Below are 13,467 nucleotides of genomic sequence, written 5' to 3'. Positions count from 1 at the left end.
GGAAGTCCTATAGGTGCTTCCGCTTTCTAAATACTAAAGAATTATATTTGGTCCGGTAGTTCAGTTGGTTAGAATGCCTGCCTGTCACGCAGGAGGTCGCGGGTTCGAGTCCCGTCCGGACCGCCATATTTATTCCAGTAGTGTTTCTGTTGTTTAAATAGAACTTTTTAGATAAATAAAAAATATGGCTCAGTAGCTCAGTCGGTAGAGCAATGGACTGAAAATCCATGTGTCGGCGGTTCGATTCCGTCCTGAGCCATCTTATGTAACAAAAAGGAGTATGATTTATGTCATACTCCTTTTTGTTACATAAATTTAATCTACTGAATTAAAATGAAAGTACATCACCTCCCTCCTCCCTCAATGAAGGCAAAAGAGTCGACTCCCTTCTCTCTCTTTGTTTTGTCATAATCCTGTAACAAGGAGACGAGTCTCTATTGAAAAAGGTGAATGTCAAGGGATAAAATGATAAAGTAAACTAGGAAACATATATGTAATGATATGTTTTATTCATAACTTTTAACTTCATTCAATAGAAGTCCTTCCTTTCTAAAGTTAAGGGATGAATGTAAAAAGGCTCTCTGATTATAGCAGGGTTCAAACCTCGATTGAATGAAGTCAATTCTCCGGCGAACCTTATAATTTTTTAAGGGAAATTCGGCGGAGCAAATTTGATTGTTATGACGAAAAGGATAGTTATTCGAGAATCGAAAGAAACGAGGGAAAAGTATGAATAAGAAAATTCTAGTTGTTGATGATGAGAAACCAATTGCAGATATATTACAGTTTAATTTAGTAAAGGAAGGCTATGAAGTTACCTGCGCATATGACGGCAGTGAGGCATTAGAAATGGTAGACACCATTGTGCCTGACCTCGTGTTACTTGACATTATGCTTCCTCAGCTTGACGGGATGGAAGTGTGCCGTGAAATTCGCAAAAAGTATGATATGCCGATTATTATGCTAACAGCAAAGGACTCGGAGATTGATAAAGTGCTCGGGCTTGAACTGGGTGCAGATGACTATATTACGAAGCCGTTCAGTACGAGAGAATTAATTGCCCGTGTAAAGGCAAATTTAAGACGTCACCAAGCCGTTGCTGCAGCGACAGAGGAAGAGGAAAAGAATGAAATTTCAATTGGCTCGTTAACCATTCACCCTGATGCCTATATTGTTTCAAAAAGGGGCGAAACCATTGAACTAACTCATCGTGAGTTTGAGCTGCTGCATTATTTAGCCCAGCATATTGGACAAGTGATGACAAGGGAACATTTATTACAAACCGTTTGGGGTTATGATTACTTCGGTGATGTGCGGACTGTGGATGTAACCGTTAGACGTTTAAGAGAAAAGATTGAAGATAACCCAAGTCATCCGCTGTGGATTGTAACGAGAAGAGGAGTCGGCTATTATCTTCGAAATCCTGAGCAGGAGTCATAATTGTTTATGAGAAAAGTTGGTTTTTTTCAATCCGTTCAGCACAAAACGGTTCTTATCTATATGCTGCTGATCATTATTGCCATGCAGGTTATTGGTGTTTACTTTGTCAGACAGTTAGAAACAACCTTAAAGGACAATTTTAAAACATCGATCCACGACAAAGTGAACCTCCTTACTTACTATGTAGAAGAACTGTTAACGAAGGATACGCCACCTGATGAAAATGAAGTATCTTTAGAAACAAATATTAGAAACATACTTGGTGATTATCGAACAGCAGATATTCTTGAGGTTCGAGTGATTGATGGGAAAACGCTGAAAATTGTCGGCACCTCTGATCCTGATAATCAGGAATTAGTTGGACAAAAGTCAACTGATACAATCATTCGGAGAGTAATAGCAACCGCACAGTCTGACGATCGAGAAATGATTGACCCCCAAACAGGAAAGAGGATTTGGGTTTTAGCAAAACCGGTTATTTCAAACGAAAAGGTTGTAGGAGCAATCTACCTTGTCTCAAAAATTGAAAATGTCTTTGTCCAAATGAAGCAAATCAATCAAATCTTTATTACCGGAACGATTATCGCATTGTTTATTACGGTGGTTTTAGGCTTTTTACTCGCAAGAGCCATTACAAAGCCAATCTCAGACATGAGACGGCAGGCTATCGCTTTGTCAAAAGGAAACTATTCTCGAAAGGTAAGGGTCTATGGCAATGATGAAATTGGCCAGCTGGCATATACTTTTAATAATTTAACGAAAAAGCTTCAGGAGGCACAAAGCTCGACTGAGAGTGAAAGACGAAAGCTTTCTTCTGTTCTTTCCTATATGACGGATGGCGTGATTGCAACGGATAGACGAGGCCGCGTCATCTTGATTAATGATCAGGCAGCGTTGATGTTGAATGTTTCACGTGAAACGGTACTTTCTACACCAATTGTTTCCCTTCTCGATTTAGAAGATGAATATACCTTCGATGAACTAGTTTCTGAAAAGGATTCAGTTATCTTGGATTATAGTACAGACCATAATCCATATATTTTGCGAGCTAATTTCTCTGTTATCCAAAAGGAAACGGGCTTTGTAAATGGTTTAATTACCGTTTTACATGATATTACGGAGCAGGAAAAGATTGAAATGGAGCGGAGAGAGTTTGTTGCAAACGTATCACATGAGCTGCGCACGCCTTTAACAACGATGCGGAGCTATTTAGAAGCGTTATCTGATGGTGCATGGCAGGATAAGGACATCGCCCCGAATTTTTTAAATGTAGCTCAAAATGAAACAGAGCGGATGATTCGTCTAGTGAATGATCTTTTACAGCTGTCGAAAATGGATAGTAAGGACTACAAACTATCAAAGGAGTGGGTTGATTTTGTGGTGTTTTTTAACCGGATTATCGACCGATTTGAACTAACGAAGGAGCAGACTGTAGAGTTTGAAAGAAAGCTTCCAGATAAGCCTGTATTATTGGAAATTGACCCTGATAAGCTGACGCAGGTAATTGATAATGTTATTTCCAATGCCTTGAAGTACTCTCCTGAAGGAGGAAAGGTAACCTTTAGGATAAAGGAGCAGGAAGATCAAATTATTGTCAGCATTACAGACCAGGGAATGGGAATTCCAAAAGGAAACGTAAATAAAATATTTGGACGCTTCTACCGTGTGGACAAGGCAAGGACGAGAAAGCTAGGAGGTACCGGGCTTGGATTGGCCATTGCTAAAGAGATGGTTGAAGCTCATGAAGGACAAATATGGGCTAGAAGTATTGAAGGGAAGGGAACGACAATTTTCTTTAGTCTGCCATATGAAAAATACGAGGACGAGGAGGATGAATGGAATTGACATATGAAAGCATTAAATCCATCATCTTATCCATTCTTGTTGGAGTAAGTTTGCTGTTAACCTGGACTTTATGGACATATCAGCCACATTATGAGGAGTTAGAAAATGGAGAGACGGTTCAAGAGGTGAGTCTCAGTCCAAAAAAGGCCTTAAAGGATATTGTGAGACCAGAGCAAATCCTCTACCATATGGAAGGAGGCTATTTTGGGTCACTTAAAGAAGAAGAAATAGAGAAGGTAATAAATGAAATAAGCCAGTGGAATTTGGCTGGTTTTGAGAATATTGCGCTAGAAGGCACGGATGTCTACTCTTTAGTAGATAATCAAGACGCTGTTGAAATTCTTTTTCCTAGTTCAATTTCTATTGATTTGTATAAAAATGTCCTTGGCATAAAGGAAAAGGATGTACCTAATTTCCGCTTTAATCAAGTGTTTATTCCATTAAATGAGGAACAAAGAGAGCATGGTGTTGTCTATTTTGTTTCGCGTGAAGAGGAAAAAGTATATAGAAGCATGGTGACCTTATCTTTTATTTCGGAATTTAAGGGGCAATATTTTGAAGCAGCAAAAGCATTTAGAAAGTATTTCCCATATACAACTGTTTCTGGACGCAGAATTTACCTGCCTGAAGGAGAAACAGAAATGATGAGCTATCAACATCTCTCTTCACATTTAGATTCAGACAAATTTAAAGATGCCTTATTCAGCGACCCAAGTCTTGTTCAGAAAAACTATATTGCTACAGGTGAAGAGTATACAGATGCTTCAAGCTTAATGAGAGTCAACACGGATACCAATATGATTAAATATATTGATCCTTCAGAGACAAGAAGTCAGGACAACGATACAAATAACCTTTTAAAAAGGAGTATAGATTTTGTCAATGGACACGGAGGATGGACTGACAATTATCGCTTTGTCGGAATGAATGACGACCAGCAAACAGTATACTTCAGGCTATATGGACAAGACGGCTATCCTGTATTTAGTGAAAATGTAGATTTGCCAAGAATTCAACTAGTTTGGGGGAATACAGATATCAGCCGCTATATTCGCAATAATTTCTCCCTTGGTTTGCTAACTTCAACAGCTGATAAAAAGTTAGACTCAGGTGAAGTAGTACTTGGGAAGATTCAGAATCTAGATCAGTTTAACCCTGCTCTACTTGAGAATATAAAAATTGGCTATAACATGAAAATGAATGTTCAGTCACTGCTTATTCAATTAGAGCCAAGTTGGTATTACTTATATAATGGGGAATGGAAGCCGGTTAAAATGAATGAATTTGGAGGGGAAGTTAGTGGATTGGAGTAAAATTAAAACCATTTTCATCATTTCCTTCCTTATTCTTGACATTTACTTAATGTATGAGTTTTTTAAAATATGGGATGACAGTAAATATGAAGTTGTGAGAACGGAAAATGAAGCATCGATTGAAAAGCGCCTATTAGCTGATGAAATTGACTATGATGTACTGCCGAAAGGCTATGTGGAGGACCATTACTTAAAGGCAAAGCCGAAGGTATTCAAGGATGAGGATTTGGAAAAAAGTATATTAGCTGATCAAACCTTAAACATTGTTGATGGTACAACATTGGATTCCTTCTTGGATAGTCCAATGAAAATATCGGACAAGTTCGGTCCGTCGGAATTAAATAGTTTTATTAAAAATCACATTCTATATGGTGAAGATTATCGCTTTTGGGAAAAAAGCAAAGATGAAAAAACGATTACTTACGCTCAGTACTTTGAAGGGAAAACACTATTTGAGAATGATAACGGGAAACTTATATTTTATATAAATGAAGATAATGAAATTGATTCTTATAGACAGACGTATCTTGAAAAAATAGAGAAGCTTTCGAAGTCAGAGAAAATTATTCAACCGATAAAGGCAATTGAAACACTTTATACAAATGGACTCTTAAAGCCGAATAGTTCCATTACAGAACCGGAATTAGGCTACTATACCTTAGTTCCTCTTTCCGACACAAACCAAGTATTGAATCCGGCGTGGTGTTTTGTCGTGAACGGCAAGGAAAGGCTCTTCGTTAGTGCCTTTGAAGGCGAAATAGTAGAATTAAAAGATAAAAAAATAGTGGAGTGAGAAAGTATGGCGTTACAATTTAGTGTTCTTGCGAGCGGAAGTACGGGGAATGCGACCTTTATTGAAGCAGAGAATCATTCCTTTTTAGTTGATGCCGGTTTTAGCGGCAAGCAAATGGAAGCATTATTTGAACAAGTTGGTCGTGATATAAGTAAGCTTTCGGGAATCTTTGTGACACATGAACATAGTGACCATATTAAAGGTGTTGGCATACTCGCTCGTAAATATAAACTCCCCATCTATGCAAACGAGAAAACTTGGAAGGCAATGGACCATCTAATTGGGGAAATTCCAACAGAGCAAAAATTTATCTTTGGTATGGAAACCGTCAAAAGTTTTGGTTCAGTTGATATTGAATCCTTTGGTGTATCACATGATGCAGCAGAGCCAATGTTCTATGTTTTTCATCATGAAGGGAAAAAGTTAGTTATCATTACAGATACAGGCTATGTAAGTGACCGTATGAAGGGAACGATTTCAAATGCGGATACGTATGTATTTGAAAGTAATCATGATGTGAGTATGCTGCGGATGGGGCGCTATCCATGGAATATCAAACGAAGAATATTAAGCGATGTCGGTCACGTCTCAAATGAGGACGCAGCATTAGCGATGAGTGATGTTATTGGTGATCAGACGAAAGGGATTTATCTTGCCCATTTAAGTCTTGATAATAATATGAAGGATTTAGCTAGAATGGCTGTTACTCAAACGCTTGAAACAAAGGGAATTATCGTTGGGGAACAGGTTACTCTCTATGATACAGATCCCAAGACCCCTATACCAATTACAACTGTGTGATGCGGGGGGCACGTCTGTCAGTGCGTCATTTTAGTTTTTTAAAAATGAGATGAGTATAATATTGGTTAGGTAGGTAAAATAAAACGTAGAGAAATATCGGAAGAAAGGATGTGGACTTGGTGGGTTATTATGACCAGGATGAAAATAGCCGTGTGAGGCAGCCAAAAGGAAGAAAAGGTGGTTTTTTTCTTCCTAGTTTGGCAGGTGCTATTGTAGGTGGATTACTTGTTCTATTGGCCGTACCAACTCTTTCTGATAATGGACTTCTTCCCTACTCTGTGCAGCCGACTAATCAGGTGGAAGTAAACACTAACAATAATAAAGGGAATCTGATTACTCAAAATGTTTCACTGAAGGTAGAAACAGGAGTAACGAAAGCTGTTGAAAAAGCTGGTGATGCTGTCGTTGGGATAACGAATATTCAATCGGCAAGCTTCTGGTCAGAGCAAAGCGGTGCTAATCAAGAGGCTGGAACAGGTTCTGGAGTTATTTACAAAAAGGAAGGCGACAGAGCTTTTATTGTGACCAATAATCATGTTGTTGAAGGGGCAGACCAGCTTGAAGTAACACTATCTGACGGGACAAAGCTTTCTGCAGAGTTAAAAGGCAGTGATCCTTGGACAGACCTTGCTGTAATCGAGGTTCCAGGAAAGGATATTAAAACGATTGCCGAATTTGGTGACTCAGATACCTTAAGGTCAGGCGAGCCGGTTATTGCCATTGGAAATCCACTTGGCTTGGGATTCTCAGGGTCTGTAACGAGTGGGATTATTTCCGGTTTAGAGCGGACTATTCCTGTTGATTTAAATATGGATGGCGTTGAGGATTGGCAGGTTGAGGTTCTCCAAACAGACGCCGCCATCAATCCTGGTAACAGCGGCGGGGCATTAGTGAATATTGCCGGACAGATAATCGGTATTAATTCAATGAAGATTGCTCAGGAGGCTGTTGAAGGAATTGGCCTTTCCATTCCAATTAATTCAGCTATTCCAATTATTGAGGACTTAGAGCAATTTGGTGAAGTAAAAAGACCAGCGATGGGTGTTCAGCTTCGAAATGTAACGGAAATCTCCTCATATCACCAGCAGGAAACATTAATATTGCCAAGGGATGTAAAAGAGGGAGTTATGATTGAAAGAGTTGTACCCAATTCACCGGCATCTAAAGCAGGTCTGCAGGAATTGGATGTTATTGTGGAAATGGATGGAGAGAAAATAAATGATGTAATCGCATTACGGAAGCATCTGTATAATGAAAAACAAATAGGAGATCAAATGTCAGTCACCTATTATCGTGAAGGTAAAAGACAAGAAGCAACTTTAAAATTAGTTGGAGAAACATATTAGATGATACTTTCACAGAACAGGATGGCCGGTTCGGCTTTCCTGTTTTTTTATGTATGATGAATTGTGCACAGCTTATTCATTTAATTATCCACATGTTAAAAGATAAAAGTTACTAAAAGCTTATCGAAAGTAAATGAATGGCGGTAAAGGATTAATCGTAGAATAATGTCAAAAAAAGTTATCAACAGGGTGTGAATATTGTCGAAAAGCACTGATATATCTTGTAGGGAACGAATGATCCTATACAAGATGTGGAAAGTTAGTGTGGATATGTGGATAACTCCTGTGGATATCTTGTTTGTAAATTGTTTGTAAAGTGAGGATAAATTGTGAATATCTCAATTATTTCAGTTGGAAAACTAAAGGAGAAGTACTTAAAAGCAGGAATTGATGAATATCTAAAGCGATTATCAAGTTATGCGAAAGTAGAAGTAATCGAAGTAACTGATGAAAAGGCACCTGAAGTGTTGAGTGTCGCTGAGATGGAACTAGTAAAAAACAAAGAGGGAGAAAAACTGCTGGCAAAATTATCTCAAGAAACATACGTTATTGCACTAGCAATTGATGGGAAAATGAAATCATCTGAAGAATTAGCTGATACGATCGATAAATTAGCTACATATGGAAAAAGTAAGATTGCTTTTGTCATTGGAGGATCACTTGGTTTAAGTAATGAAGTATTACAGCGGGCAGATGAAAAGCTCTCTTTTTCTAAAATGACCTTCCCCCATCAGCTCATGCGTCTAATCTTGCTTGAGCAGGTATACCGGGCTTTTCGAATTAATCGGAATGAGCCGTATCATAAGTAAATGAGGTTTTCAAAGTACAGACGATCCTTAAGCATACTTTCCTTAGTGCTTCCTTTTTGGAGAGAAGTACTAAGGTTTAATTATAGGTTAATTTTGTCTTTAGCTGGATATTAATCCAATGGTTATAATCCCTGCTTAAACCCGATATTCCAACGCTTTTACCATTCTTTTGGCTCATAGTTTAAATCTCTGAATAATTGGTTTCGCTCTTTCTTGGATAGATCTCTCCATTGTCCGGGAGGAAGGTTGCCTAAGTGAATATTCATAATTCGAATCCTTTGCAGTCGATATACTTCATATCCTAATTCAGCGCACATACGGCGAATTTGCCGATTTAACCCCTGTGTTAGAATAATTTTAAAATCAAACTTTGATAATTGAAAAGTTTGACATGGAAGTGTTTTTGTACCTAATATTTTGACACCCTCTGACATTTTCTTCAGGAATTCAGGAGTAATTGGCTTGTCTACTGAAACGATATATTCCTTTTCATGCTTATTTTCAGAACGCAGAATTTCGTTAACAATGTCGCCATCGTTCGTAAGCAGTATTAATCCCTCTGAATCTTTATCCAGACGCCCAATATTAAATATTCTTAATGGATGGTTGACCAAATCGACAATATTGCCCTTTACACCTTTTTCTGTTGTACTAGTAATGCCTACAGGTTTATTTAAGGCAATATAGACATTATTCCTTGCTACTCGGATTGGATTTCCATCTACTCGAACATCATCTCCAGGTTCAACTTGGCTGCCTATCGTTACCCGTTTCCCATTAATAGTAACTCTCCCATCGGCAATTAGTTTATCGGCGCCTCGTCTAGATGCCTTTCCAGATTCACTTATATATTTATTAATGCGCATGTTGACACATCCTTAATCAGATGATTATTTTATCTAGATACTAAATATACTTTATAGTTAGGATGAAATATAGACTTTATTTTAGTCATTATAAAAAAAAATAAACCTCACTTTGATACAACATGGAGAACCGTATCATAAGTAAATGAGGTTTTTATTTACAAAAGACAACAATGCCCTTTTATGCAATACCAGTGTACACAGTATTAAAAAGCACAATAATGAAGCCTGATTCTTAAATTAATAGGGGATCAGGTTATTTAATTTTATCGGAACATTTAAGATTGTAGAAATGAATAAACTTATATACAGCATCCAGAACAGTACCACACTTAAATCAAGATTTTAATTATAGCACTGATTAGGCTTTTGTTGAAGAAATCTAGTAATGATATAATGAGCAAAAAAAACTTGGAGGCAAACATGTTATCATTTGAAGAAAAACTAAAAGTTATAGAATCCTTCCCTCAGTTGGAACGAAAAGATGTTTCATTAAGACGTGTCAATTTTCATTATGTTGAAAGCGGAAGTGAAAAAAGGAATGTAGTGTATCACTTACATCCGAATGGAAATGGATTTGTATATGCGGACAAACTAAAAGAGTATGATACAGATAATAAAGGTATGGTGAATATTCGTAATTTTTCAGAGGCAGAACTAAGAGAAATTATTGGAAAATCAATACAATCATTAGCACCCAATACAATAGAAGAAAAGACTATTGCTGAAGAATCAGTGGAACAAGAGGAATGGATTAATTCTAAAAATAATGCGCTTCTACTTCTTCAAGAAGAAGGCTTTTGGAATATATATGCCGGCGTCAATCTAGAAAATAGTTTTTCGAGCTATGAGGAAGCTTGTGAATACCTAAAAGAAGAAGGATTTAAGAAATCTTGATTGTAAGGGATCTTTCTTTATAAAATGAAGTGGGCTTTATAGGAAGAAGTTTAAAAGTAGAAACATGTTAGAAGCTGGGACACAAGTATTTAAGTTGACAAAACCCCGAACTATAACGGTTCGGGTATTTATTTGGTGTATTAAATAGAGTTGTTGATGTTAAATACTCCCTTTGAAAACTAGTGGAATGGAGCGGAAGACACTCGACTCTTGGTGGGTTAGAGCAAAGTCTGAGACCCCGCAGCGAAGCGAGAAGGCTCAGATTGCTCCCCGTGGAAAGCGAGTGTCTGCAGCACAATGGAACGAACTTGTTTTTCCAACCAAACTGATCAATAACAAACAGAGTATACTATTTTTTATTACATGATTTATTTAGTTATGTCCCAGCAACGCGACTTGAGATTTAATAAAACAATGGAACAACTCAAGGCTTATCCAAGAAAAAAGGAGGAGAAAGAACTTGAGCCAAAATAGTTTAGTGCCACATACCTATTTATATACATTCAATTGTGCTGAAGAAGAACAGTATTTATGTAAACTGGAAGTTCGTTCAATGTTTCGCTCTAACTTACATACATTTGTATTAGAGAGCAGCATTAATATAGACCCAAGTAGGAGCCCCTTTATAAAAGAGAAAATAGAAGTTCTATTTATCTGTGATACCTTGGAAGACTTACTAAGAGGTGTTCGGGAAATGCCTCCATTGAATGGTACATACAAGGTAATCGGAATCAACTATCGAGATATAGATCATCTAGATAAAATGGGGTTTCAAGAAAGGAAAGAGATCGCTAGACAAGTTGCATGTTTGATTCCAGGTGTAGCGAATCTTGATCATCCTGAGATAGTATTCGCAATTACCAAGGTAAAAGGAAAATGGTTTTTCGGGTACTATTCAGAAAATCAAGGCATTTGGCTGATTCATCAACAAAAGCCTCATAACTACTCAACTGCATTAACTACACGAGTGGCCAGAGCACTTGTGAATATTGCAGTTCCAGAATTAACAGGCGTTAAAGTGATTGATCCATGCTGTGGCATAGGGACAGTATTGGTAGAGGCCTTATCTATGGGAGTTAATATCATAGGTAGTGATTACAATCCTTTAGTAATGAAAGGCATTCGTAATAATCTCACGCATTTTGGACTTTCTGGATCTATATTTTTAAGGGATATCAGAGACATAACAGAAATGTATGATGTTGCAATTATAGACATGCCTTATAACCTTTGCTCAGTCGTTTCAGATAAGGAAAAATTTGAAATGCTCCAATGCGCACGTCGCTTCGCTAAAAAAATGGTCGTTGTGACGACTGAAGATATAGATGGAATACTTAATGAAGTGGGTTTTGAAATAGCAGATCGATGTGAAGTTGTAAAGGGGAAATTTATACGCCAGATAATTATTTGTTATTAATGCATGGGGGTGGAAGGGTGGATCAATTTATTGTATTGGTCCTTTTCTATGGAAAAGAACATTTTAACAGTAAATTCCTTCAATAACCTTATTTCTATTTGTCGACAAATATGCTGTAATAGGGTTTAGGATTTATTAATTCAACTACGGGTATTTATAATATTTTTGTAGCAGCACTTATAGCATTTCCAATTATAAAAATAATTCATCGCAAAAGGAATTTACAGAAGAAGCACCAATTCTTTGAATAAAATATAGGAGCAAATCCTGTTGATGGATAAAAATCTCCTCATTTAGATATAGTACGGAGAACCGTACCACAAGTGATGGTAAAGCAAAATTTTGAATTAATAGTTGATAATACTCTGTTGAAATTGTTTAATGTTTAAGGCGGTAGAGCTATCTACCGTTTTTTGTTTATTGCTCAGTTTTTTTGCTAATTTCTTCGGCTTTTGCCAAGTAAAAAGTATATCCCTGTCCTTCTTGTTTTTGAGCTATTAATAAAAACTCAATCATATCTCCGAAATTGAATTGAGGAACTTTTCCACTTCCAAAAAATTTATGTATCTCACCATTAATTTGAACAGTTAATACGCTCATCTTTTTATTATTTTTTGTATTAAAATGACCGCTAGAAATGACGCGACCTTTACCACTTAAAAACATAATCATCACTCCTTTAAAATAAAAGGCTAAATGCTCCTTTAGCAAATAAATAATAATTTAAATTTAGAAAATGTGTTAAAAAATTATCTGAAATAATGTTAAATGGTATTTAAATTTAATAATAAAATTAATTGTTAAACGGGCAGTATCGTTCTGGAACCTTGAACTTGTCAGATGTATATAGATAAATGAGTTGATTTTCTTATGAGGAGGAATTTTAAGTGTATCAAGATTTTCCTTATGGCAACCCAGTACCTATGCATAGACAAAGGATTACAATGCAACAAGCCAAAGAAATAGCCCTTCAAAGAGTACCTGGGAAGGTTATGCATGTGGATATGGATTTAGAAAATGGTGTTTTAGTTTATGAGGTATTCATTATGACACCACAAGGCATGATATTTGAAGTAGAGATACTCGCAAAAAACGGTAAAATCTTAAAAATTGAACAAGAAAATGATAATGACTAAAATAAGCTATTCTCGAACCGGTGCTTTAATTGAAAAGAAAAGACCATCTTCTAATAATCTGATGGTCTTTTCTCATTATGAAAATGACGTAGTTTATAGTTAGATGAAAAAGTAAGTTTTTTTGTTTCAATTTCTTCACCATATCTCATTGATTTTTTTCATCAAATGTATAAAGCTGTTCAATTTCATATTCCTGTAAATTAGAAGAAGATAGATAATCTTTTAATTGGGTTTCTAATTTATTCCTATTTCGTGCAAATGCTAATCGTAATACACGTACTAAGTCAAAATCTGATGTATTTAATAGTAATTCCCGTGCTCTTTTTTTGGCTTTGTAATTCATTTCCTCAATTTTTTCTGGAAAGGTATTTAGGAAAAATATGAGTGCTTGGTCATGAATACGTTTTGTATTACTAAAGCTTGGTTTAATAAGGTGTAAAGATTGAAACAACTCATCTTCTGATATTTCTGGGTGCGCTTTGTCATGTCTAACACGAATTTCTATACGCCACCAATGTTTACGTTTTTGAAGTTGTTACTTTCTTTGCTACCTATATACATTGTTTCTAATTTCCCGTTCTTGCCAATAAATTTTCCAACCTTTTTGGGACTATTTCCTTCATAGTAGATGTAATCTGATAAATTTTCTTCTATATCAAAAGCAAAATCAATTCTTGTGAATCCAACGTGCCTTAGCAAAGGAAGAACTTTTTCTTTAATATAATCTTCTTCATTTGAATTTAATCTCTTTGGATTAAACTCAATCTTAAAATCTCTTACATTTTTATATTTCATTTTATCGTT

At 36.4% G+C, this 13,467-nt stretch carries 14 protein-coding genes and 2 tRNA genes; 12 read left to right on the top strand and 4 right to left on the bottom strand.

The features are described 5' to 3' along the window. The first annotated feature begins 49 nt into the window (after positions 1–49). From F4V44_RS23855 to rlmH, 9 genes are all read left to right on the top strand, one after another. Positions 50–126, top strand: a tRNA-Asp gene (locus F4V44_RS23855). A 60-nt stretch (positions 127–186) separates the two neighbouring features. Continuing rightward, positions 187–259: transfer RNA gene (locus tag F4V44_RS23850), tRNA-Phe, on the top strand. A 470-nt stretch (positions 260–729) separates the two neighbouring features. Further along, on the top strand, positions 730–1,440 hold the full coding sequence (gene yycF / locus F4V44_RS23845) for a response regulator YycF (protein ID WP_150442509.1): 711 nt from the start codon (positions 730–732) through the stop codon (positions 1,438–1,440). Positions 1,441–1,446: 6 nt separating this feature from the next. Continuing rightward, positions 1,447–3,285: a cell wall metabolism sensor histidine kinase WalK gene (walK, locus tag F4V44_RS23840; protein ID WP_150442508.1), complete on the top strand. Its 1,839-nt coding sequence runs from the start codon at positions 1,447–1,449 to the stop codon at positions 3,283–3,285. Continuing rightward, a complete protein-coding gene (locus F4V44_RS23835; RefSeq protein WP_150442507.1) occupies positions 3,276–4,598 on the top strand; it encodes a YycH family regulatory protein in 1,323 nt (440 codons plus the stop codon). The genes walK and F4V44_RS23835 overlap by 10 nt, the downstream gene beginning before the upstream one ends. Then, positions 4,585–5,391, top strand: coding sequence for a two-component system regulatory protein YycI (locus F4V44_RS23830; RefSeq protein WP_150442506.1), 807 nt, complete (start codon positions 4,585–4,587; stop codon positions 5,389–5,391). Before F4V44_RS23835 ends, F4V44_RS23830 begins: the two co-directional genes overlap by 14 nt. Positions 5,392–5,397: 6 nt before the next feature. Further along, complete coding sequence (locus tag F4V44_RS23825) at positions 5,398–6,192, top strand: MBL fold metallo-hydrolase (RefSeq protein ID WP_150442505.1); 795 nt, start codon at positions 5,398–5,400, stop codon at positions 6,190–6,192. 119 nt (positions 6,193–6,311) lie between these two features. Next, positions 6,312–7,538: a S1C family serine protease gene (locus F4V44_RS23820; protein ID WP_150442504.1), complete on the top strand. Its 1,227-nt coding sequence runs from the start codon at positions 6,312–6,314 to the stop codon at positions 7,536–7,538. Positions 7,539–7,867: 329 nt separating this feature from the next. Further along, on the top strand, positions 7,868–8,347 hold the full coding sequence (rlmH, locus tag F4V44_RS23815) for a 23S rRNA (pseudouridine(1915)-N(3))-methyltransferase RlmH (RefSeq protein WP_150442503.1): 480 nt from the start codon (positions 7,868–7,870) through the stop codon (positions 8,345–8,347). Between the two features lie 158 nt (positions 8,348–8,505). On the opposite strand, the gene rluF is transcribed toward rlmH, so the two are convergent. Continuing rightward, positions 8,506–9,213: a 23S rRNA pseudouridine(2604) synthase RluF gene (gene rluF / locus F4V44_RS23810; RefSeq protein WP_150442502.1), complete on the bottom strand. Its 708-nt coding sequence runs from the start codon at positions 9,211–9,213 to the stop codon at positions 8,506–8,508. A 423-nt stretch (positions 9,214–9,636) separates the two neighbouring features. Here rluF and F4V44_RS23805 point away from each other — a divergent pair, with 423 nt between their 5' ends. Both F4V44_RS23805 and F4V44_RS23800 read left to right on the top strand, forming a co-directional pair. Then, a complete protein-coding gene (locus F4V44_RS23805; protein ID WP_150442501.1) occupies positions 9,637–10,110 on the top strand; it encodes a hypothetical protein in 474 nt (157 codons plus the stop codon). Between the two features lie 460 nt (positions 10,111–10,570). Further along, positions 10,571–11,527: a TRM11 family SAM-dependent methyltransferase gene (locus F4V44_RS23800; RefSeq protein ID WP_150442500.1), complete on the top strand. Its 957-nt coding sequence runs from the start codon at positions 10,571–10,573 to the stop codon at positions 11,525–11,527. Between the two features lie 417 nt (positions 11,528–11,944). Here the strand turns inward: F4V44_RS23800 and F4V44_RS23795 are convergent, their stop codons facing one another. Then, positions 11,945–12,193, bottom strand: a complete 249-nt coding sequence (locus F4V44_RS23795; RefSeq protein ID WP_150442499.1) for a hypothetical protein — start codon at positions 12,191–12,193, stop codon at positions 11,945–11,947. A gap of 257 nt (positions 12,194–12,450) precedes the next feature. On the opposite strand from F4V44_RS23795, the gene F4V44_RS23790 reads away from it, so the two are divergent. Continuing rightward, positions 12,451–12,663, top strand: a complete 213-nt coding sequence (locus tag F4V44_RS23790; RefSeq protein ID WP_396897516.1) for a PepSY domain-containing protein — start codon at positions 12,451–12,453, stop codon at positions 12,661–12,663. 145 nt (positions 12,664–12,808) lie between these two features. Here the strand turns inward: F4V44_RS23790 and F4V44_RS23785 are convergent, their stop codons facing one another. Together F4V44_RS23785 and F4V44_RS23780 are read right to left on the bottom strand one after the other, a co-directional pair. After that, complete coding sequence (locus tag F4V44_RS23785) at positions 12,809–13,114, bottom strand: hypothetical protein (RefSeq protein WP_150442497.1); 306 nt, start codon at positions 13,112–13,114, stop codon at positions 12,809–12,811. Positions 13,115–13,164: 50 nt separating this feature from the next. Next, complete coding sequence (locus tag F4V44_RS23780) at positions 13,165–13,458, bottom strand: hypothetical protein (protein ID WP_150442496.1); 294 nt, start codon at positions 13,456–13,458, stop codon at positions 13,165–13,167. Positions 13,459–13,467 lie beyond the last annotated feature (9 nt).

This window comes from Niallia endozanthoxylica (genome assembly GCF_008710145.1).
In the GTDB taxonomy this organism is placed as follows: Bacteria; Bacillota; Bacilli; order Bacillales; family Cytobacillaceae; genus Bacillus_BD; species Bacillus_BD endozanthoxylica.
Note: the sequence above shows the minus strand (reverse complement) of the source record. Positions and strands in the feature narration are given on the sequence as shown.

Excerpts from the sequence above, each read along its gene's own strand:
- yycF (WP_150442509.1), top strand. The coding sequence starts at position 730 with ATGAATAAGAAAATTCTAGTTGTTGATGATGAGAAACCAATTGCAGAT.
- walK (WP_150442508.1), top strand. The coding sequence starts at position 1,447 with ATGAGAAAAGTTGGTTTTTTTCAATCCGTTCAGCACAAAACGGTTCTT.
- F4V44_RS23835 (WP_150442507.1), top strand. The coding sequence starts at position 3,276 with ATGGAATTGACATATGAAAGCATTAAATCCATCATCTTATCCATTCTT.
- F4V44_RS23825 (WP_150442505.1), top strand. The coding sequence starts at position 5,398 with ATGGCGTTACAATTTAGTGTTCTTGCGAGCGGAAGTACGGGGAATGCG.
- rluF (WP_150442502.1), bottom strand. The coding sequence starts at position 9,213 with ATGCGCATTAATAAATATATAAGTGAATCTGGAAAGGCATCTAGACGA.
- F4V44_RS23805 (WP_150442501.1), top strand. The coding sequence starts at position 9,637 with ATGTTATCATTTGAAGAAAAACTAAAAGTTATAGAATCCTTCCCTCAG.
- F4V44_RS23795 (WP_150442499.1), bottom strand. The coding sequence starts at position 12,193 with ATGTTTTTAAGTGGTAAAGGTCGCGTCATTTCTAGCGGTCATTTTAAT.
- F4V44_RS23790 (WP_396897516.1), top strand. The coding sequence starts at position 12,451 with ATGCATAGACAAAGGATTACAATGCAACAAGCCAAAGAAATAGCCCTT.
- F4V44_RS23780 (WP_150442496.1), bottom strand. The coding sequence starts at position 13,458 with ATGAAATATAAAAATGTAAGAGATTTTAAGATTGAGTTTAATCCAAAG.